This window comes from Maridesulfovibrio spiralis (SeqCode) (assembly GCF_048571135.1).
Classification (GTDB): domain Bacteria; phylum Desulfobacterota; class Desulfovibrionia; order Desulfovibrionales; family Desulfovibrionaceae; genus Maridesulfovibrio; species Maridesulfovibrio spiralis.
In genome coordinates this window covers 232,216-250,065 of record NZ_CP182344.1, presented here as the reverse complement: position 1 = coordinate 250,065, position 17,850 = coordinate 232,216, and the positions used below count along the sequence as shown (strand labels likewise).

The 17,850-nt window shown below is 49.0% G+C and carries 19 protein-coding genes and 1 riboswitch; of the genes, 8 read left to right on the top strand and 11 right to left on the bottom strand.

Annotated features, from left to right (window positions below):
* The first annotated feature begins 301 nt into the window (after nt 1-301).
* From ACNI29_RS01055 to ACNI29_RS01045, 3 genes are all read left to right on the top strand, one after another.
* On the top strand, nt 302-1,501 hold the full coding sequence (locus ACNI29_RS01055; RefSeq protein WP_419780348.1) for an aminopeptidase: 1,200 nt from the start codon (nt 302-304) through the stop codon (nt 1,499-1,501).
* Nucleotides 1,502-1,804: 303 nt separating this feature from the next.
* Nucleotides 1,805-2,395 carry a VPLPA-CTERM sorting domain-containing protein gene (locus ACNI29_RS01050; RefSeq protein ID WP_419780347.1) on the top strand — a complete coding sequence of 197 codons (591 nt, stop codon included), beginning with the start codon at nt 1,805-1,807 and terminating at the stop codon, nt 2,393-2,395.
* Nucleotides 2,396-2,540: 145 nt separating this feature from the next.
* A complete protein-coding gene (locus tag ACNI29_RS01045; protein ID WP_419780346.1) occupies nt 2,541-3,131 on the top strand; it encodes a hypothetical protein in 591 nt (196 codons plus the stop codon).
* Nucleotides 3,132-3,188: 57 nt separating this feature from the next.
* Here the strand turns inward: ACNI29_RS01045 and ACNI29_RS01040 are convergent, their stop codons facing one another.
* Nucleotides 3,189-4,430 carry an APC family permease gene (locus ACNI29_RS01040; protein ID WP_419780345.1) on the bottom strand — a complete coding sequence of 414 codons (1,242 nt, stop codon included), beginning with the start codon at nt 4,428-4,430 and terminating at the stop codon, nt 3,189-3,191.
* A gap of 118 nt (nt 4,431-4,548) precedes the next feature.
* On the opposite strand from ACNI29_RS01040, the gene ACNI29_RS01035 reads away from it, so the two are divergent.
* The 3 genes from ACNI29_RS01035 to glyA all read left to right on the top strand — a co-directional run bounded on the left by ACNI29_RS01035 (nt 4,549) and on the right by glyA (nt 7,416).
* Nucleotides 4,549-5,424, top strand: coding sequence for a LysR family transcriptional regulator (locus ACNI29_RS01035; RefSeq protein WP_419780344.1), 876 nt, complete (start codon nt 4,549-4,551; stop codon nt 5,422-5,424).
* An 81-nt stretch (nt 5,425-5,505) separates the two neighbouring features.
* Nucleotides 5,506-5,949: an alanyl-tRNA editing protein gene (locus ACNI29_RS01030; protein ID WP_419780343.1), complete on the top strand. Its 444-nt coding sequence runs from the start codon at nt 5,506-5,508 to the stop codon at nt 5,947-5,949.
* A 67-nt stretch (nt 5,950-6,016) separates the two neighbouring features.
* Nucleotides 6,017-6,105, top strand: a riboswitch (ZMP/ZTP riboswitch).
* 54 nt (nt 6,106-6,159) lie between these two features.
* A complete protein-coding gene (gene glyA, locus ACNI29_RS01025; protein ID WP_419780342.1) occupies nt 6,160-7,416 on the top strand; it encodes a serine hydroxymethyltransferase in 1,257 nt (418 codons plus the stop codon).
* A gap of 290 nt (nt 7,417-7,706) precedes the next feature.
* Here glyA and ACNI29_RS01020 read toward each other — a convergent pair whose 3' ends face one another.
* Nucleotides 7,707-8,306, bottom strand: a complete 600-nt coding sequence (locus tag ACNI29_RS01020; protein WP_419780341.1) for a phosphatase PAP2 family protein — start codon at nt 8,304-8,306, stop codon at nt 7,707-7,709.
* 185 nt (nt 8,307-8,491) lie between these two features.
* Between ACNI29_RS01020 and ACNI29_RS01015 the strand changes: the two genes are divergently transcribed.
* Nucleotides 8,492-9,604: a glycosyltransferase family 4 protein gene (locus tag ACNI29_RS01015; protein ID WP_419780340.1), complete on the top strand. Its 1,113-nt coding sequence runs from the start codon at nt 8,492-8,494 to the stop codon at nt 9,602-9,604.
* A gap of 171 nt (nt 9,605-9,775) precedes the next feature.
* Here ACNI29_RS01015 and hisF read toward each other — a convergent pair whose 3' ends face one another.
* From hisF to ACNI29_RS00990, 5 genes are all read right to left on the bottom strand, one after another.
* Nucleotides 9,776-10,555 (bottom strand): imidazole glycerol phosphate synthase subunit HisF, encoded by a 780-nt coding sequence (hisF, locus tag ACNI29_RS01010; RefSeq protein ID WP_419780339.1) that lies wholly within the window; start codon nt 10,553-10,555, stop codon nt 9,776-9,778.
* Nucleotides 10,548-11,186 (bottom strand): imidazole glycerol phosphate synthase subunit HisH, encoded by a 639-nt coding sequence (gene hisH, locus ACNI29_RS01005; protein WP_419780338.1) that lies wholly within the window; start codon nt 11,184-11,186, stop codon nt 10,548-10,550. The genes hisF and hisH overlap by 8 nt, the downstream gene beginning before the upstream one ends.
* A 235-nt stretch (nt 11,187-11,421) precedes the next feature.
* Nucleotides 11,422-12,228, bottom strand: a complete 807-nt coding sequence (locus ACNI29_RS01000) for a DnaJ domain-containing protein (RefSeq protein ID WP_419780337.1) — start codon at nt 12,226-12,228, stop codon at nt 11,422-11,424.
* An 8-nt stretch (nt 12,229-12,236) separates the two neighbouring features.
* Nucleotides 12,237-12,671, bottom strand: a complete 435-nt coding sequence (locus ACNI29_RS00995; protein ID WP_419780336.1) for a YkgJ family cysteine cluster protein — start codon at nt 12,669-12,671, stop codon at nt 12,237-12,239.
* A 2-nt stretch (nt 12,672-12,673) separates the two neighbouring features.
* The gene (locus tag ACNI29_RS00990) at nt 12,674-13,093 is read right to left on the bottom strand and encodes a CoA-binding protein (RefSeq protein WP_419780335.1); all 420 of its coding nucleotides are present in this window, start codon (nt 13,091-13,093) and stop codon (nt 12,674-12,676) included.
* Nucleotides 13,094-13,201: 108 nt separating this feature from the next.
* Here ACNI29_RS00990 and ACNI29_RS00985 point away from each other — a divergent pair, with 108 nt between their 5' ends.
* Nucleotides 13,202-14,431 (top strand): M24 family metallopeptidase, encoded by a 1,230-nt coding sequence (locus tag ACNI29_RS00985; RefSeq protein WP_419780334.1) that lies wholly within the window; start codon nt 13,202-13,204, stop codon nt 14,429-14,431.
* Nucleotides 14,432-14,497: 66 nt separating this feature from the next.
* Here ACNI29_RS00985 and ACNI29_RS00980 read toward each other — a convergent pair whose 3' ends face one another.
* From ACNI29_RS00980 to ACNI29_RS00965, 4 genes are all read right to left on the bottom strand, one after another.
* Entirely contained in the window at nt 14,498-15,409 is a 912-nt protein-coding gene (locus tag ACNI29_RS00980) for an AMIN domain-containing protein (protein WP_419780333.1), read from the bottom strand.
* A gap of 227 nt (nt 15,410-15,636) precedes the next feature.
* Nucleotides 15,637-16,824 carry an iron-containing alcohol dehydrogenase gene (locus ACNI29_RS00975; RefSeq protein ID WP_419780332.1) on the bottom strand — a complete coding sequence of 396 codons (1,188 nt, stop codon included), beginning with the start codon at nt 16,822-16,824 and terminating at the stop codon, nt 15,637-15,639.
* A gap of 86 nt (nt 16,825-16,910) precedes the next feature.
* Complete coding sequence (locus ACNI29_RS00970; protein WP_419780331.1) at nt 16,911-17,432, bottom strand: P-loop nucleotide/nucleoside kinase family protein; 522 nt, start codon at nt 17,430-17,432, stop codon at nt 16,911-16,913.
* Between the two features lie 19 nt (nt 17,433-17,451).
* Nucleotides 17,452-17,844, bottom strand: a complete 393-nt coding sequence (locus tag ACNI29_RS00965; protein WP_419780330.1) for a VOC family protein — start codon at nt 17,842-17,844, stop codon at nt 17,452-17,454.
* Nucleotides 17,845-17,850: the final 6 nt, after the last annotated feature.

The following is a 17,850-nucleotide window of genomic DNA, read 5'->3' as shown; positions in this document are numbered from 1 at the left end:
TGCGTACAAAAGCCGACAGGCTACGCAGTCTTCAACAATTAGGATTGGGCCGAAATTGTCCGGCTTTGACCCCGACTCAGGGCTATTGAAATGTGGATAGCCACAAGCCTTCCACATGTCAAGAAGCCAAGTACTAAAAAGTACAAGAAACATCTTAATTATATAGATTATGATTTTCAAGAAAGGATTATGATTTTCAATTCACGACAATATTTTTTTAATCCGGGTGATGACATTATACGGACATTGAATTATTAAGTGCCTTTAACTAAATGCAGATATGACATTTTAGGAGATACTTATGCTGACAAAAGAACAGCTTGATAAATACGTTGATGCTCTGTGGTGGGGGCTGACTACTGCGCGCACCAAGCCTTATGAAAAAGGCGACCTGATCATGGTCCGGTACGAAGCGGAAGCTCTGCCTCTTGCAGAAGCCGTATTTAAACGTCTTATTGATGAAGGGCTTAACCCTGTTCCGAGGATGACCCTGACTCCCGAGATGGAAAAAAGTTTCTACGGTGACGGCAACGATGACCAGCTTAAATACATTGCCCCCGGTGAACAAGAATTCACCAAGGGCCTTAACGGTCTTATCGTGCTGCTGGCTCCCTCTTCCCTGACCCATCTGGCGGGGGTTGACCCATCCCGCATGGGTAAATGTGCAGTGGCCCGTAAATTTCTGCGTGATATGATGGAAAAACGTGAGCAGTGCGGCGAATTGGGCTGGACCCTTTGTTCCTATCCCACTAAAGCTCTGGCTGAATCTGCCGGACTTTCACTGGAAGAATTTACCGCCCAGATCGTCAAAGCCTGCTACCTTGATGAAGAAGACCCTGCAGCCTGCTGGAAGGGTGTTTTCGATAAGGCTTCAGAAGTTAAGGATTGGTTGAACGGTCTGGGCATCGAATCCTACCGTGTGGTTTCCAAGGATATGGACCTGACTGTTAAGCATGGCGACCTTCGCCAGTGGATCGGTGTTTCCGGTCATAGCATTCCCAGTTTTGAGCTGTTTATTTCCCCTGATTGGCGCGGTACTTCCGGTGTTTATTATGCTGACCAGCCTTCGTACCGTTCCGGTAACTATGTTGAAGGGGTACGTATTGTATTCGAAGACGGCGTAGCCAAGGAAATCACCGCCAAGGAAGGCGAAGAGTTCGTTAAAAAGCAGCTTGCAATGGACGAAGGGGCTTCCAAGCTTGGTGAGTTTTCCCTGACCGACCGCCGTTTTTCGCGCATTGATAAATTCATGGCAAATACTCTTTATGATGAAAACTACGGCGGAGAATTCGGTAACTGCCATGTTGCCGTCGGCTCTTCCTATGCCGACACTTATGCCGGGGATCAGGCTGAGCTTAACGAGCAGATGAAGGAAGAACTCGGATACAACACTTCTGCATTGCACTGGGACCTGGTCAATACTCAGGATAAGGAAGTTTATGCTACCCTCAAGGACGGCAGCGAAGTCCTTATTTACAAGTCCGGTGAATTCCAGATTTAACTGATTCAACGGTAAATCAGATTATAAACTCCCGGTGAATTCAATTTGCCGGGAGTTTATTTGTTGTTTTGGCAGTAAGTTTGCATGAAGGGGCGGGTAGGGTCATTTTTTCCGACATTCATGGTTGTTTTTTGGGAAACAGTGCATATATTAATAATATGCCTTTTTGTGCATGATTTGCATGTCTTTAAACAAATTGGATTTATTTAGGGCCATCACTGTTTTTCCAAGAATTCTAATCGTTGACTGTTATTTGTGTTCAGGTTATTTACATTCTAGGGAAAATAGGTGGAGGTAAACACTATGAAGAGAATTTATACAATACTTGCCCTGCTGGTTATTTTGGCTGTTCCGGCACAGGCTTCAGCGTCATATTTTTATACTCTTGAGGGGACCGTTGGGTCCATCAGTGACGGTGGCGGACTGGCCAGAGCTTCCGGAATTTCGATCGGGGATACCGTTCGTTATGTGATCGAAGTAGATACTGATAGACTCGGTTACCGTACTATCGGTAATGGTAAGACCAAGACAGTGAATAAGTCCTACTACACTTCTTTGTTTTCCGGTAACCTGAACGGCTACTCATCCAATAGCAATAGCTATTTGAAGGATGGAAATTACAACTATCATGCCTACTCCGGGAATGATAACTCTGCTGTGTATATGAACGGCTGGGGTTACAGCTTTGAAGGTCTCGCTGTAGGGGATACCGTGCAGCAGATTTATGAAGCGGCGTACAACTCGGAGAGCAACTGGACCTACAGTCAGATTAATGCCATTAATTTGAAGGTAACAAATATCTCAAACGTTGCACCTACCCCGATTCCGGGAGCAGCACTCCTGATGCTTGGTGGGCTTGGCGTTGTAGGATTTGTAAGGCGTAAGCTGTCTTAATAAAAAATAAGACTTTTACTAAAAAAAGAACCGCTTCCGGTATTCGGGAGCGGTTCTTTTTTTTTGTGGTATGGGCATAGACTTCCGACTTTTCTTGACTGCAGTTGTCTTGCAAGGTATTTGCTTTATAAGGAGATGGTTGTTCATGAAAAATATTTTAAGCATTGTGGCTTTGCTGGTATTGTTAACTGTTCCGTCGTTTGCCTCAGCCTCAGCATATTACACCCTTGAAGGCACAGTAGGAGCCATACAGGATCGAGGCGGTCTAGCTAGTGCTGCCGGGATTTCTGTTGGTGATACTGTTCGCTATGTGGTTGAAATTGACACTGAACGGACCGGTTTTTATACTGGGTGGAATGGACAGGATCATGAAGTAAGAGGTTCCTATTATGCCTCATTATTTTCGGGTAATTTGAACGGAGTAACTTCAAAAAACCATAACTATTTCAGTTCCGGCAAGATTGGTTATCTTGTCAGTGCCGGGAATGAAAAATCTTACCTGTCCTTCGGTGATCTCTTTAGCTCTGGAGAACTTACGCTGGGGTCAAATGTCGGCTTGCTTTATGAATCTTCTTTTTCCGGAGGGTCGTCATTTTCCAAGTCCACTCAGTTGCTGGCAACCAATTTAAAGGTCACCAATATCTCCAATGTTGCACCCACCCCGATTCCGGGAGCAGTACTCTTGATGCTCGGCGGGCTTGGAGTTGTAGGATTTGTAAGACGCAAGCTGTCTTAAATTATAAAAATATATTTGCCAAAGAGCCGTGGCCGGATAACCGTTCACGGCTTCTTTTTATTTTTCAGCGTATGCGATGTCTTTCCGGTTAGTATATCCCAGAGTGAGGATCGTTACCCCGATCATAATGCCGAGCGGCCAGATGGAAGAAAATGCCAGCAGACATATGAAGCCGCCGCAGAGAATCAGGCAGGCAAGGCGCATGGCTGCTGATTTGAATATTTTCAGGGCCGCTCCGACTGCGATCAGTGAATTGGAGATAAAAAAAACGTTTGCAAAAGATACAATATCTTCAAGGCTGAGAATTCCGGCCTGTAGCAGGAGCAGATTCAGCAGATGCAGACAGAAAAAGAGTGCTATGGCTATGTGCGGCGTTCCACTGCAGTTGGTCCGTTCCAGGATTTGCGGCAACTTTTTCTGCCCGGCAAGGCTTGCCAGCAGTCTGGAAATCCCCCCGACAATCATCAGATAGGTGCAGATGCAGAGGGCGCAGGTCACAATCATGACCGTGAAATTAGCGTAATCACCCAGTAGCGGGGCAACGATTCGGGCCACAGTAACCGGCTCCGCATGGCCGTTGCTGACGCTGTGTACGGCCCAGCCCGCAAGCAGGTATATGACGCTGATCACGCAGACTGCAATGATGGTCGCTAACGGTATTGTGCGTTTGGGGGTGCGTACTTCCATTGAGTAGTTGCCGATAATTTCCCAGCCGATGATGGCCCAGAATATGAGCAGCAATGTTGAACCCAACGCCGGAATATCCGGTGCTGTGTAGGGGCTCGGGCTTACTGGGGCCATGCTGATGCTGGTGATACTGCCGCTGATCAGGATAATCCCTATGATAACGCTGGCCATAAGGGAAATGTTGCTCACGAATGTGACCCTGCGCATGAGCAGTGCGCAGCATAAGAGCATTAAAACCGCTGCAAATGCCGGGGTTTGGGTTGCAGGCAGGGAGAATGTGGAAGTGATGGCTTCTGCAGCTGTCATCAGAACTGCAACCGGACCGACGCAGACCGCACAGATTATATAGTTGGTTGCCAGCTGTCCGGCTTTTTGACCGAATGCTTCCCTGATGGCGATGGGGACGCCTTCCGATCCGGGATAGGCCACAGCCAGCCTCGCGAAAAGCGAGGCGAATATCGCACCCAGCATCAAAATTATTGCCCATGCGGCAACCGCCCAATCTCCAAGCCGTGCCTCCGCAATAGGCGGAAGCAGGATTATACCCGACCCTAGAAGTGCTCCGGCCAGCAGGCCGCCTAATTGGAGCGGACCCATTTGCTTATTCGTCATTTTTACCTTCCTGAAATTTTGTAGCTTGAGCCTAGCAGTCTTTGTGTTATCTGAAAAACTGAATATTTAGATTGAAATGTTCAGTTAAATTGATAAGGGTCCTTGGCAGGAGGCATATATGGAAATCCGCCAGTTGGTTTCATTCAAGGAAATTGTGGAGCAGGGCAGTTTTAACAAGGCCGCGCAGGTTCTTAATTATGCCCAGTCCTCGGTTACTTCGCATGTCCGGGCTATCGAAGAATTTTACGGGCGTCCGGTTTTTGACCGGCTGGGTAAGCGGGTGGTTCTGAATTCATTCGGGGAACGGCTGTACCGCAGGGTTCTGCCGCTTCTGGCCGGGTATGATGATCTTTGCGCGTTAAAGCATGAAGTTGGCGAACCTGCCGGGCAGCTGCGTATCGGTGTTCCCGAATCAACCATGCTGTACCGCCTTTCTCCGGTGTTGCGGGAATATAAAGCCCTTTATCCCGGTGTGGATATCATTATGCAGAATTCCATCTGTCCGTTAATGCGCGGTCTGCTGCGCGAAGGCAGTCTTGATATGGCTGTCCTGCTGGACCGGGTGGTGGAAGAGGATGAGTTGCTTAGCAGACCTGTTTTTGATGAACCCATGTGTGTTGTCCTGCCTCAGCAGTATCCGGCAGAGAGGTTGATAAACTCACCGGTCCATGCGGTTTTATACACCGAAGCAGGGTGCAGCTACCGGGCGATATTTGAAGATATGCTGGCTAAGCAGGGCATCGAAACGGGTAATATAATCGAGACCGCCAGCGTTGAAGTCATCAAGCAATATCTGCTTTGTAATCTTGGGGTTTCGTTCCTGCCGGAAGTGGTTGTCCGCAAAGAGCTGGCAGACGGAAAATTACGGGCAATTCCTTGGGAATCAATTGATCCGGTACGGGTCCAGATTGTTCACCACAAGGACAAGTGGATTTCCCCGGCAATGGCGGAATTCATCCGCTTGCTGGAAGAAGCTTCGCTGGGTTGGGAGTAGTCGAGGCTGCAACGGACGCTTGAGCTATGTTGTGATTTGGCATAGAGTTTCTGCGAGTAAAAACAAAAGGACATCTTCAATATGGCGAAACAATACCAGCCCCGCATGCATTCGGCGGAGCACATTCTGAATCAGGTGATGGTGCGTAAGTTTGACTGTGACCGCTGCTTCAGCGCACACATCAACAAGAAGAAATCCAAGTGTGATTATAAATTCGAACGCGGGCTGACCGACGCTGAAGCCGTCGAAATTGAGAATGGTGTTAACGAAGCCATTTCTTCCGCTCTCGAAGTTACTGAACAGATGATCAGTCTTCAGGAGGCTGCCGAGCGTTTTAATCTGACACGTCTGCCTGAAGGAGTTTCCGAGGTTCGGGTGGTAAATATCGGCGATTTTGATCTTTGTCCATGTATCGGTGAGCACGTTGAAAACACTAATGAAATAGGTGAGTTCAAGGTTGCATCACACAGCTTTGATGATGGTGTTCTGCGCATTCGTTACAAGCTTGGTGAACCGGAAATTTAATATAAATTTGAAAAAGTTGTTTACAGAGCATAAATCTGTTGCTAGTCATTAACCAGCTTTTTGAATACATATTCCGTGCAACTGGCGATGTAATGTGGAATTAACCACAGGGAAACACGGAATTTATATTACCAGCCGCTCGCCTGGGCCTCGTCTTTTTTCAAGACGTGCATCCTTACCTCTCCATGAGGTGAATCATAAGGAGTGCCCATGCAGCAATATCGAAATCTTCTCCAGCAAAACGACTCAGAAATTTTCAATGCACTTTCCGGCGAGGAATCCCGCCAGAGAGTCGGTATTGAATTAATTCCTTCTGAAAATTACACCTACCCCGAAGTACTCTGTACCCTCGGAAGTGTTTTTACAAACAAATACTCCGAAGGTTACCCCGGCAGACGTTATTACGGCGGTCAGGAATTCACCGATACCATCGAAGACATTGCCCGTGAACGGGCAAAACAGGTCTTCCGTTGCGAACATGCCAATGTGCAGCCTCTTTCCGGTTCTCCCATGAACCAGGCTGTATATCTCGGCCTCCTTGAACCCGGCGACACCATTCTGGCTATGGATCTCTCCCATGGCGGGCATCTTACTCACGGTGCTCCGGTTTCCTTCATGGGCAAGCTTTTCAATTTCATCCGCTATAAAACCGACCCTGTTGACGGTAGCATTGATTTTGACGAGCTGCGCAAGACCGCCCTTGAACACAAACCGAAAATGATTCTTTGCGGATACACTTCCTATCCCCGCGATCTGGATTATGCCGCTTTCAAGAAGATAGCAGATGAAGTAGGGGCCATCACCATGACCGATGCCTCCCACTACGGCGGGCTCATTGCCGCCGATGTTCTCCGCAATCCCTTTGATTTTGGTTTCGATGTAGTCACTTCCACCTCACACAAATCCCTGCGCGGTCCCCGTGGCGGTATGATCTTTTGTAAAAAAGAATTCGCCGCCAGGATCGATAAGGCCGTCTTCCCCGGTCTGCAGGGCGGACCGCACATGAATACCATTGCAGGTATCGCGGTTACTCTAAAAAAAGCGCTCGAACCTGAATTTAAAGAGTACGGAAAGCAGGTATTGCTTAATGCAAAAACTCTGGCGGATGAACTGCTGAAATCCGGTGCTTCCCTTGTCACCGGCGGTACAGACAACCACATGATGGTTCTCGATACCGAGAAGAGCTACGGTATCAACGGTAAAATTGCTGAAGAGCTTCTTGATGAAGTGTCCATCACTACCAACAAGCAGATTATCCCCGATGATCCCAATCCTCCCCTGAAACCCAGCGGAATCAGGATCGGTACCCCTGCTGCCACTTCCCGTGGCATGAAGGAAGCCGATATGGTCAAGCTGGCGGGCTGGATTACCACCATCCTCCAAAATTCTGAAGATAAGAATCTGGCCGCCACCACCCGGTCGGAAATTGAATCTTTCTGCTCAAGGTTTCCGGTTCCGGGAATCTAGTTGAAAACTCCTTCCTTCCCATGTGTCCGGGATTCTTTGTATCCCCTTGGGTCCCGGACAAAAATTTCTAACCGGTGCTGGCTGAAAATTATTGTAAATTGTCTTGTGGGTAACATTTTTTAGCCAGCCCGGTAATTTTTTATCACACCCCATCCTTCAATAAAAAATCGACTTGAATCTTACGGTTCAAGTCGATTTTTTGTTTATAGAATATGTTGCGCTTCGTGCTTTTTATGAAATAATCAGCCTCCGGCGGCGAATCCCAAAAAATTTTAATAAGTATAGCTGTTTTATGGACGATATTTTTCAGGCAATTTGTATTTTAGCCAGTAACTCCAGAGCAACCAGACCGAAATCGCTACACATGCGCCCAAAGTCCATCCGGCCATAACATCAGTGGGGAAATGTTTTCCCAGATAGAGGCGGGAATAGCCGACCCCGATGGGTAGGAAGAGCATCCACGGCCTAAGCGTACGGAAAAAGAACATGAGCATGACTGCAAAGGCCATTGAGTTCGCAGCGTGTGCGGAAGGGTAGGAGTTCCCGCGTTCTTTGGTCTGCTGGTAATCAAGCGGTCTGCGCTGCAATCGGCCGTCTTCTTTGAAATAGGTCAGGGCTATGGAATTGAGCGGTCTGACCCTGCCGATGGATTTTTTGATAAGGTTGGTGGAAAAGTCGGCCAGCCCCATAGTGGCGGAGATGAGCAGGATTATGACCAGAAATTTCGGTCCCTTTTTCCAGACTCCGAAGATTGTCACCAGCGCAATGATGGCCCAGAGCAGGGCGGCAGAGGAAAGCAGGGGCATGGCAATATCCAGCCAATGCTTGCGCATTATCTGGTTGACCAGAATGAATATCTGCATATCCAGAGGTTGGGTAAGAAAGGGCACTAATTTCTCCTTGATGAGCGTTTTCCTTGGCAAGACGGTTGTTTCCGAATAACATCCCCGTCCGTTGAAATGAATTTAAGCTCGTAATGTTGGATTTGGGGCGACTTAATAGCTGCCATACATGTTTTGCGAGTATCAATATAAATAAAAGCCCGCAAGGGGCTATACATTACATACAGACTACAATGAAAAGAATCGGATTGATCCTTCCCCGCTTCAGCCGTTACGGCGGAGTGGAACGTTTCGGCTACAACTTGAGCGCGGCACTCGCCGATGCCGGGTACAGTGTTGATTTCATCTGTGCCCGTTCCGAGGATACACCTCCGCAGGGTGTGAATATCGTTAAAGTAGGCCGTTATGGATTTTGCCGGGCCGGGAAGCTGCTCTGGTTTGTGCTGGCAGCGGAGAAAGCCCGTAAAAAAGGGAATTACGATTTGACTATCAGTCTCGGAAAATCCTTGAATCAGGATATTCTTCGTATCGGTGGAGGACCGCTGGAATCATTCTGGGCGCTTTCACAAAGAGCATGGCCTGAAGGTTTTGCCCGAAGCTTCAAGATGTTTCGCCGCCGTACTGCGTTGGTTAATATGCTGATTAAATACATTGAGCGTAAACAGGCTGCTTCCGATTGCCGCATGGTTTGTGTTTCGCACCGGGTCCGGGATTGGATGCTTGATTCCCACCCCTCTCTTGCAGGGCGCGGGATTGATGTCATTTACAACAAACCAGACCTCTCATTATTCACTCCGTTGTCCCCGGAAGCAAGGGATGCGGCGCGTGCAGAATACTCGCTTTCCGATGATGATTATCTTATCAGCACGGCTACAACCAACTTCGCGCTCAAGGGTGTGTCTTTCCTGATCAAAGCCCTTGCAGAACTTCCGGCCAATTATCATTTGCAGGTTGCCGGGGGCCGCAATCCAGCAAAGTATATTCAGCTTGCCAAAGAGTTAGGAGTTTCAGAAAGATTATGTTTTCTCGGCAGGGTAGAAGACATGCCTACACTTTACGGACGGTCCGATATTTTTGTACTTCCTTCTTTCTACGATGCCTGCTCCAATTCCGTGCTGGAGGCGTTGGCCTGTGGATGCCCGGTGATCAGTTCCCGCGATAACGGAAGCAGCTATTTTCTCCCTGACGAACATATTCTAGATGATCCTGCTGATTATATGAAGATGGCAGACATGATCAAAAACACAGCGGTAAAAGATAAAGTTCATCCTTTTCAATGGCCGGAAGATGTGCCTTGCGGCATTGATCCATATCTGGAATTGGTAAAAGAAATCCTGAATAAATAAAAAAAGGCGAAGTTGAAATTTCAACTTCGCCTTTAAATTTAATCTAGTATGATCTGCCAAGCTAGCGACTCGCCAAACTATTAAAAGTTTCAGGAGAGTCCAGAGAACCCTTTTTCAAAAGGGCTCTTTGGTCCCCGAAGGGCTCTCGGAGAGTCACCGGAGTCAAAAAAACTACCAGCTACCGCGAACACGGACGCCTTTGGAGGCCATGTGTTCTTTCAGTTGCGGGATGGTGTAGTCGCCGTAGTGCACGATGGAAGCGATGAGTGCTGCAGTTGCGCGGCCTTCGGTCACGGCCTCGACCATGTGTTGCGGGTTACCTGCACCGCCGGAAGCGATTACCGGAATGCGCACGCTTTCAGCAACAAGGCGGGTCAGCTCAAGGTCGTATCCGGTTTTAACACCGTCGGCGTCGATGGAGTTGAGGCAGATTTCGCCCGCTCCGAGAGACTCGCCGGTTTTTGCCCATTCGAGGGCGTCGATACCCATGTACTTGCGTCCGCCGTTGATGACGATTTCGAACCCGGAAGGAATGTTCTCGGACTTTTCAACGCGTTTGACGTCCATGCCGAGCACCACGCACTGGGAACCGAATGCTGCGGCCCCTTCACTGATGATGTCGGGATTCTTGACCGCACCGGAGTTCACGGAAACCTTTTCCGCTCCGGCGAGGAGTACATCACGCATATCCTGAACGGAGTTGATGCCGCCGCCTACGGAGAAGGGGATGAAGATTTCGGAAGCAACGCGCTCAACAACATCGAGAAAGATTCCACGGCCTTCGGAAGAAGCGGTGATGTCGTAGAAGACGATTTCGTCCGCGCCCTGTTCGTAGTACAGGCGTGCAGTCTCAACGGGATCACCGATATCGACATTGCCTTTGAATTTGATGCCCTTGGTGAGGATTCCGTTCCTGACATCGAGGCAGGGGATGATTCTTTTACTAAGCATCGGTTGCCTCCTTGCAGTATTCGTAAAAGTTGGAAAGCAGTTTCAGGCCGGGATTACCACTCTTTTCCGGGTGGAACTGAACGGCCCAAAGACCTTCGCGTCCGTGCAGGGAACAGAAGGGACGGCCATAGGTGGTTTCACCGATGATGTATTTTTCTTCGGGAGCCGGGTAGTAGCTGTGTACGAAATAAAAATGTGCTTCAGGATCGATGCCTTCGAAGAGAACGCAATCCTGCTTAAGCTCGATCTGGTTCCAACCCATATGAGGTACACGGATGGGAACACCTTCGTAATCTTCCCATGAAGGGTTGAAAAGACGGCATTCGCCGGGAATTACGGAAAGTGCCTGAGTGTCGTTTTCCTCGCTGTAGTCGAGCAGGATCTGGCAGCCGACACAGATGCCGAGCAGCGGTTTTTTCTGCTGCACGAGATCTTTGAGGAGTTCATCCAGACCGCCGGATGTGAGTTCATCCATGGCCTGTCCGGCAGCACCTACACCGGGGAAGATGATGCCTGTTGCCTTGGACAGCACTTCCTTGTCGTTGGTGATTTCGTTAGGAATGCCGAGTTTGTTCAGTGCGCGCTGCACACTGGTCTGGTTTCCGGCTTTGTAATCAAGAATAGCCAGCATTAGAGGGGCCCCCTTGTGTTTGTTAAATACTTATTGAACCGCAGAAGTCTGTAACTTTTAATGAGGGTATATTTCCCGGATGCAGAATTGAATCCGGAAGAACGGCTGCCGTAAGACGGCAGTATATAACGGTTCTGTTCTATATATAGGAGCTAGTCAAAAAACCGGAGGAAAACAAGTGAAAATGTCATCGGAGAAAAAAAATTTTAGAAAAAGCAGTGAAGAGAGCTAAAAATTATTTAGCCATAATGCGCAGATAAAGATCGCCTTTGAAGGGACCGAGCTTGCGGCCTTGTCCTTTAAGGCGGATGGGACGCCCGATTACGAAGTCCCGAGGCAGGGTTATCTCAAGGGTTTTACTTTTCTTGCGCAGTCCTTGCTGAAGGTTTATGCGCACCGTGCGGCCCGGATGCAGGGCGGAGGCAGGAAAATAAACGGTTTGTTCTTCATCCAGCTGGCCCTTGAACCATGCTTTTACACCGGAACCAATCCCGGTTGATACATCGACAGAAGCTGTTTTTTCACCCCAGCTGAGATTTATTTTACGTTCTTTAATGGGCGGGCCGGATTTCTGGAAAGGTTTGTCTTTGCTGATCTGGCTGTAGATGTCTTCAAAGACCTGCCGGGCAAAAGGATCGTTTAAAATATCCTTGAGCACATCTTCTTCCTTCTGGAAAAAGTAGCGGCTCTGCTGGGCGTTGGAGGTGTTGTTGCGTGCGTCGGTCTTGGCTTTGGACTGCTGCGCCCGGTAGGCACTTGCTCCGTCCCGGGCTGTTTTGCTGTCAGATTGAGACTTGAAGTCTTTTTTCGCGCGGGTGTATTTGCGTTTGTCTGCAGCGTTTTTTCCGGTTGCTGTATTGCCGGCTACATTTTTGAGGAAGACATATGCTTCGTTAAGTTCACGGAACTTCTTGGCGGCATCAGGGCTGGGGTTCAAATCCGGGTGCATGCTGAAGGCCAGCTTGCGGAAAGAACGTTTGATGTCCTCCTCGCTGGCATTGGGGCCGACTTTGAGAATGCTCTGTGCCTGTCTTGTGTTCATATCAGAAATTAGTCTTCGGTGATGAGTGCGTTGGGGGCTAGATCGGGATCGTGCTGGCGCAGACCTTCGGCGCGGATGTATTCCTTGCCTTCTTCCACAAACAGCGCGTGTCCTGCTTCCGGGTTAACACCGGGACAGTATTCCTGAATCATCTCCCAGCTTGTTTCATCGATAAGATTGCCGCGGAAAAATGGCCATGCCCGGCAGATATCCGGGCGGCCGGGATGAACCCCGCAACCTTCGTTGTAAAAAACACAGTATCCGTCTTCGCGAGACTGCAGACGGATTTTTCCGTTTACGGTTTCGCTGTGTTTTTCAATCAGTTCCTGTTCGGAAATTTCAAGGTGTCCGGCGAGTCGTTTACGATCTTTGGCGGTCATGATGATGCCGCCTTCGCCCTGACAGCAGTGGCCGCACATCCGGCATTCAAAAGCCTTGCTCATTATTATTTGCCTGCTAAATTTTTATGGTCAACCATTATACAACGGTCTTCAATTACGGTGATATTTTTGCTGGAAAGCAGCTCCCGTGCTTCGGGGCTGAATATATCCTGCTGCATCCAGAAACATTTGGGCAAGGTTTCCAGCTCGAGAACTTCGCGCGCATGGTCTGCGCAGAACTGGGAAGCCCGGAAAAGGTTAACCACGTCCACGGAAAAGGGGATGTCTTTTACTGACTGGTAGGTCTCGAGTCCCCAGACGTTTTCCCTTTTGGGATGTACCGGAACAATCTTGTACCCGGCGTCCATCATGTAGCGGCAGACCCGGTCAACAGGTCGTCCGGGCTTATCCACCGCGCCGATTACGGCTATGACCTTGACCTCGCCAAGAAGTGCGGCTAATTTTTTTTCGTCAACTATAAGCATATTTTGATCTCTCCGGGCAATTGATTTCCGCATGCTACAGTAAAGCCCGGCTACTTGCAAAGTTCTCTTTTATTTGTTGCCGGTTTTTTATCCAAAGGAGTTTTTCCCATGTCTGATCTGGAATCCAATATTGTTGTCCCACGCAGTGAGCTTGAAGCCCGCTGGGCAAAGTGTCGCCGTTTTCTGCCCGAAGTGGCTCCCCGAGCAGGGGGCATGCTTTGCTTTTCGCGTTTGCAGATTTATTACCTCTCCGGCTCATTTGTCAACGGTGCAGTGTGGTTGCCTCTGGAAGGTGAACCTGTCCTTTTTGTGCGCAAGTCATTTGATCGTGCATCTCTTGAAAGTCCTGTTAAAAACATAGTCCGTTTCAAGTCTTTCAAAGACCTTGCCCCGCTCGCCAAACAGGCCGGACAGCCTTTGACCGAGATCATGGGCGCAGAAACAGCAGGGTTGACCTGGCAGCTGGGTGAAATGCTTACTTCGCGTATGCCGGAGTACAGATTTGTTCCCGGCGATAAGGTCATGGCTATGGCCCGCGCGGTCAAGTCAGAGTGGGAACTGGAAATCATGCGCGAGGTCGGCCACCTGCATAATACCGCGCTGGCGGAAGTTCTGCCGGAACTGCTTGAGACCGGCATGAGCGAAATGGAGATCGCTAAATATCTCTGGAATGTCTTTTTCGAACTGGGCCATGAAGGGCATATGCGTATGCAGACTTTCAATGAGGAGATCTTTCTCGGACATGTTTCTGCAGGAGACTCCGGCATTTACCCCAGTTCATTCAACGGCCCGTTGGGGCTGCGCGGGGTGCATCCGGCGTCTCCGTTTATGGGCAGCGGGGATAAATTCTGGGATGAGAAAGCGCCTCTTTCCGTTGATTGCGGATTTGTAATGGAAGGCTACCACACCGACAAAACTCAGGTTTATTGGTCCGGTCCGAAAAGCTCCATCCCTGAAGAAGTGCTTGATGCCCAGCTTTTCTGTCAGGATATGCAGGCTCTTGCAGCTGAGAACCTCAAGCCCGGAACCATTGTCAGTGATGTCTATGCCATGGTTATGGCCGAGGCTGAGAAGCATGGTTATATGGATGGTTTCATGGGTATCGGTGAATGCAAAGTTCCTTTCATCGGGCATGGCATCGGCCTGACTGTGGACGGTTTCCCGCCAATTGCTAAAGGATTTGATATGCCAATTGAAGAGGGCATGGTCTTCGCTCTTGAGCCGAAGCAGGGCATTCCCGGCGTAGGTATGGTCGGGGTTGAAAATACCTTTGAAGTCACCCCATACGGAGGAAAATGCATCTCCGGCGATGAATTTGATATCATTTGTGTAGAGTAGCTTTAAACGTAGAAAAGCCCCGTAACCATCTGGTTTCGGGTCTTTTCTTATTCATATTGATTAAAATTATTTCACATCGATATCAAGTCCGGTCATGGTCTTGGTTATAACCGGAGCAGGGGTCTGACCTTTGAGGTCCATGACCATACGGATTTTGTCTTCGTAGACACCGATCCTGAATCTTGAGAAAATCGGGTTTTCCGGCTTGAGTACTGTGGGGCCGAAGTAATCCCATTTACCTTGAATATCCACAACAAGACGGTTTGGATCGCGCAGGAAAAATGATGTGTAGGAAAGCGGTGAACCTCCGAGATCAAGGCTGATTCTGGTTTTGCCGCTGACTTCCTTGAAGTAGATGGATTTCAGCTTGCCTTCCTGCAGTCCCTGCTTTCCTTCAACGGCTTCCTTGGATTTTTCAGCCGGAACAGTATCGTTAGCTACCTCTGTACTATTAAAAGCCAAAATAGTTTTGGAAGTAGCATTGGTCAGCGTAGCATTGGGCTGTGTTGCGTTGGCAGTGGTCTTAACCGCGTTCAACGTTACAGCCTTGGTGGAGTTGGTTATGGTGACAGTTCCGTTCTGCATCTGAAAACTGCTGTTGGTGGCATTGGCAATAGCCATGCTCAGCAGGGGAAGCTCGTTTTCCGGTTCTGATTCAGCAAGTTCCATCTCTGTATTTTCAGCTGGAGAGTTCTCCGCCTGTTTCGTTTCCTCCTGCAGAAGCCAGCTTTCCGGGAGCAGCAGTTGCGGATTTATTACCGCCAGAACCGCTAAAATTCCGAAAACGTGTATCAGGGCCTGCTTGCTGGTGAAGTAGTTACCATAGAGGCGGAAGCTGCGGCTGCATGAGCCACAGGTGTAAGACCTGACCGGGACGATCAGGGAAATCAGCACGTCAGAAATCAACCCCCGCCTGAAATACAGGCGGTTGCTGTCGCAAAACGGGCATTGAACAATTTTTTTCTGCTTTTTAGTCATTGTGCGGTATTTTCCTCCGATCCCCATCTACCTGCACTGTGAAGCTTGTCAAAATTCTTTAATTGTCTGTGGTTATACTTAAAAAGACCACACTAAAATGTCAATCAGCAGTTTGTTAGAACTTAAAGGGAACCCGCAGAGTGGGTTCCCTTTAATGCTTTTAACAAATTAAGTAGCGAAGCTTATTAAAAGTTTCTTTGGTCCCGCTGAAGGCGCCGCCGGAGGCATTAACCGGCAATAGCTTCGGACATGATGCATTCGAGATCTTCACGTTCCATTTTAGCGGGAGTGAACTCGAAAAGTTTGCCCATGGTCTGCTCGGCGATATCGACCAGTTCTGCTACGTCTTCTTCTTTTGCGCCGTAGTCTTTGAGGGACTCTTCGTTGAAGCCGGCACGTTCGAGCAGGGAACGCAGACCTTCAAGAAATACGGTTGCGCGCATGTTCTCGTCAAACTGCTGGGTGTCGTAACCCATAGCCATGGCGAGATCTTCAAAACGCTCCGGGCTTTCCGGGATTAAACGCTTGAAGTAGGGCACGGAAAGCTTGGCAAGGCCGAGGCCGTGCGGCAGTTCGGGATACTTGGCGCTCAGAGCATGCTCAAGGGAATGCTGGGAAATACAGCGGGAAAGGGTTTCACACATCCCTGCTGCGGTGCTGGACCATGCCATGACGGTGCGGGCTTCGATATTGTCGCCTTCGGCAATCGCCATAGGCAGGTAGTGGCTGCTCAGGTGAACAGCTTCAAGAGCCAGCATGTCGCTCATGGGCTGGTGCGCGGTGGAAAGGAAGGTCTCCACTGCATGGAAAAATGCATCGATCCCGGTGTAGGCAGTCATACGCGGGGGGACGCTGACCATAAGCTCTGGGTCAACGATGGAAATTGCGGGGAAGGTGGAATCGTTACCGAGGCTGATTTTTTCATTGCCGCCGGATTTGTTGATTACCGCCCACTGGTCCGCTTCGGTGCCTGTACCCGCAGTGGTTGGGATGGCGATAAGAGGAGCTGCGGGATTCTCGGGGTTAACACCTCCACCGGAACCGGCCTGCATGTAGTCCCAGCATTTGCCGACGTTGGTGGTCAGCAGGGCAATTGCTTTGGCGGCATCAATGGTGGAACCGCCGCCGAGGGCTACGATGAAATCAATATCCTTTTCGCGGGTGATTTTAGCAGCTTCGTCAACCTGATCTGATTTCGGGTTGGGAGAAATATTATCAAAAACAACAGTGGAAACATTCTGTTTGGCGAGCGCGGCCTGAACTTTATCGAGGTAGCCGTTCTTGATCATGGCGCCGGATTCACCGATTACGACCATGGCTTTTTTGCCTTTAGGCAGGGTCAGGGACTCCAGTTCTGCGAGCTTTCCGGGACCGAAAACAATACGGGTGGGAATGAATATTTGAAAATTAAGCATATGCTTCCTTAGTAGTGGTGTTTTAAAGTTGCTGTTGAGCCACGTGATAACTGACTGTGCTACAGTCGTAAAGGGGCGACGTGCAGCTAAATTATTTCATGCCATTTTTTAATCAACAGGATAAGTTCTTGAAGGCTTTCAGCCGTGCTTTTGCCTGCTGTATCAAGCACAATCCTGTTTGAATCCCAAGGGTGGTAGTCACGATTCATAACCTGCTCCCATGTAGGCAGCTTCAACCCCGGTACAGTTGAAGATCGTTTTTCAACTCTTGTTCTATGTTCGTCTTTGTCCGAACAAATGACCTCAATATCAATAAAAGATGCACCTGAATCAATGGCAACTTCACGCCATTCAGCGCGCGTCAATTCGATCGGATTGCATGAATCGGAAATAACACTGATGCCGGAATTCAAATTGTCGGCGGCAATACGGTAGGCAAGCCGGTATCCCTCGCCTTCGACCTTGAATCCGCAGAGGTCCCTGATTGCCTGCTCTATGGTGTCTATTCTTAGATAAGCACAATTGAGTTCAGTGCTTAAGGTTTGCGCTAAAGTGCTTTTTCCGGCTCCGGGCAGGCCGGAGAATATGTATAAGGTTGCTGATTTCATATGAGATATATTCGAATTTTCAGTCTTTGTTATCGTAGGTGATGAGATTCAGGTAAATTCCCTGCGGGTCCTGAATAACGCAGAATCGTCCTACATTTTCTATGCTGGTCGGGGCGAGTACTACTTTGCCTCCGAGTTCTTCGATCTCTACGACAGACTCATCAATATTATCCACAGCGATATACGGGTCCCAGCATCCTTTAATGTGCTCCGGCGTGTCGGCTGGCTTGAGCAGCATTCCTGCCGTCATCTGTCCATCCTTGAAGGCGGTCAGGTAGGTGTCGCCGTAGATTGTTTTTGACTCTTTAAATGTCCATCCGAGCAGCTTACCATAGAATCTTTTAGCTGATTCCAGATCTGTTGTCAGAAGTTCATTCCAGCTGAAAAAACCGTGTTCTGAGTTTTTATGCATTTGAAT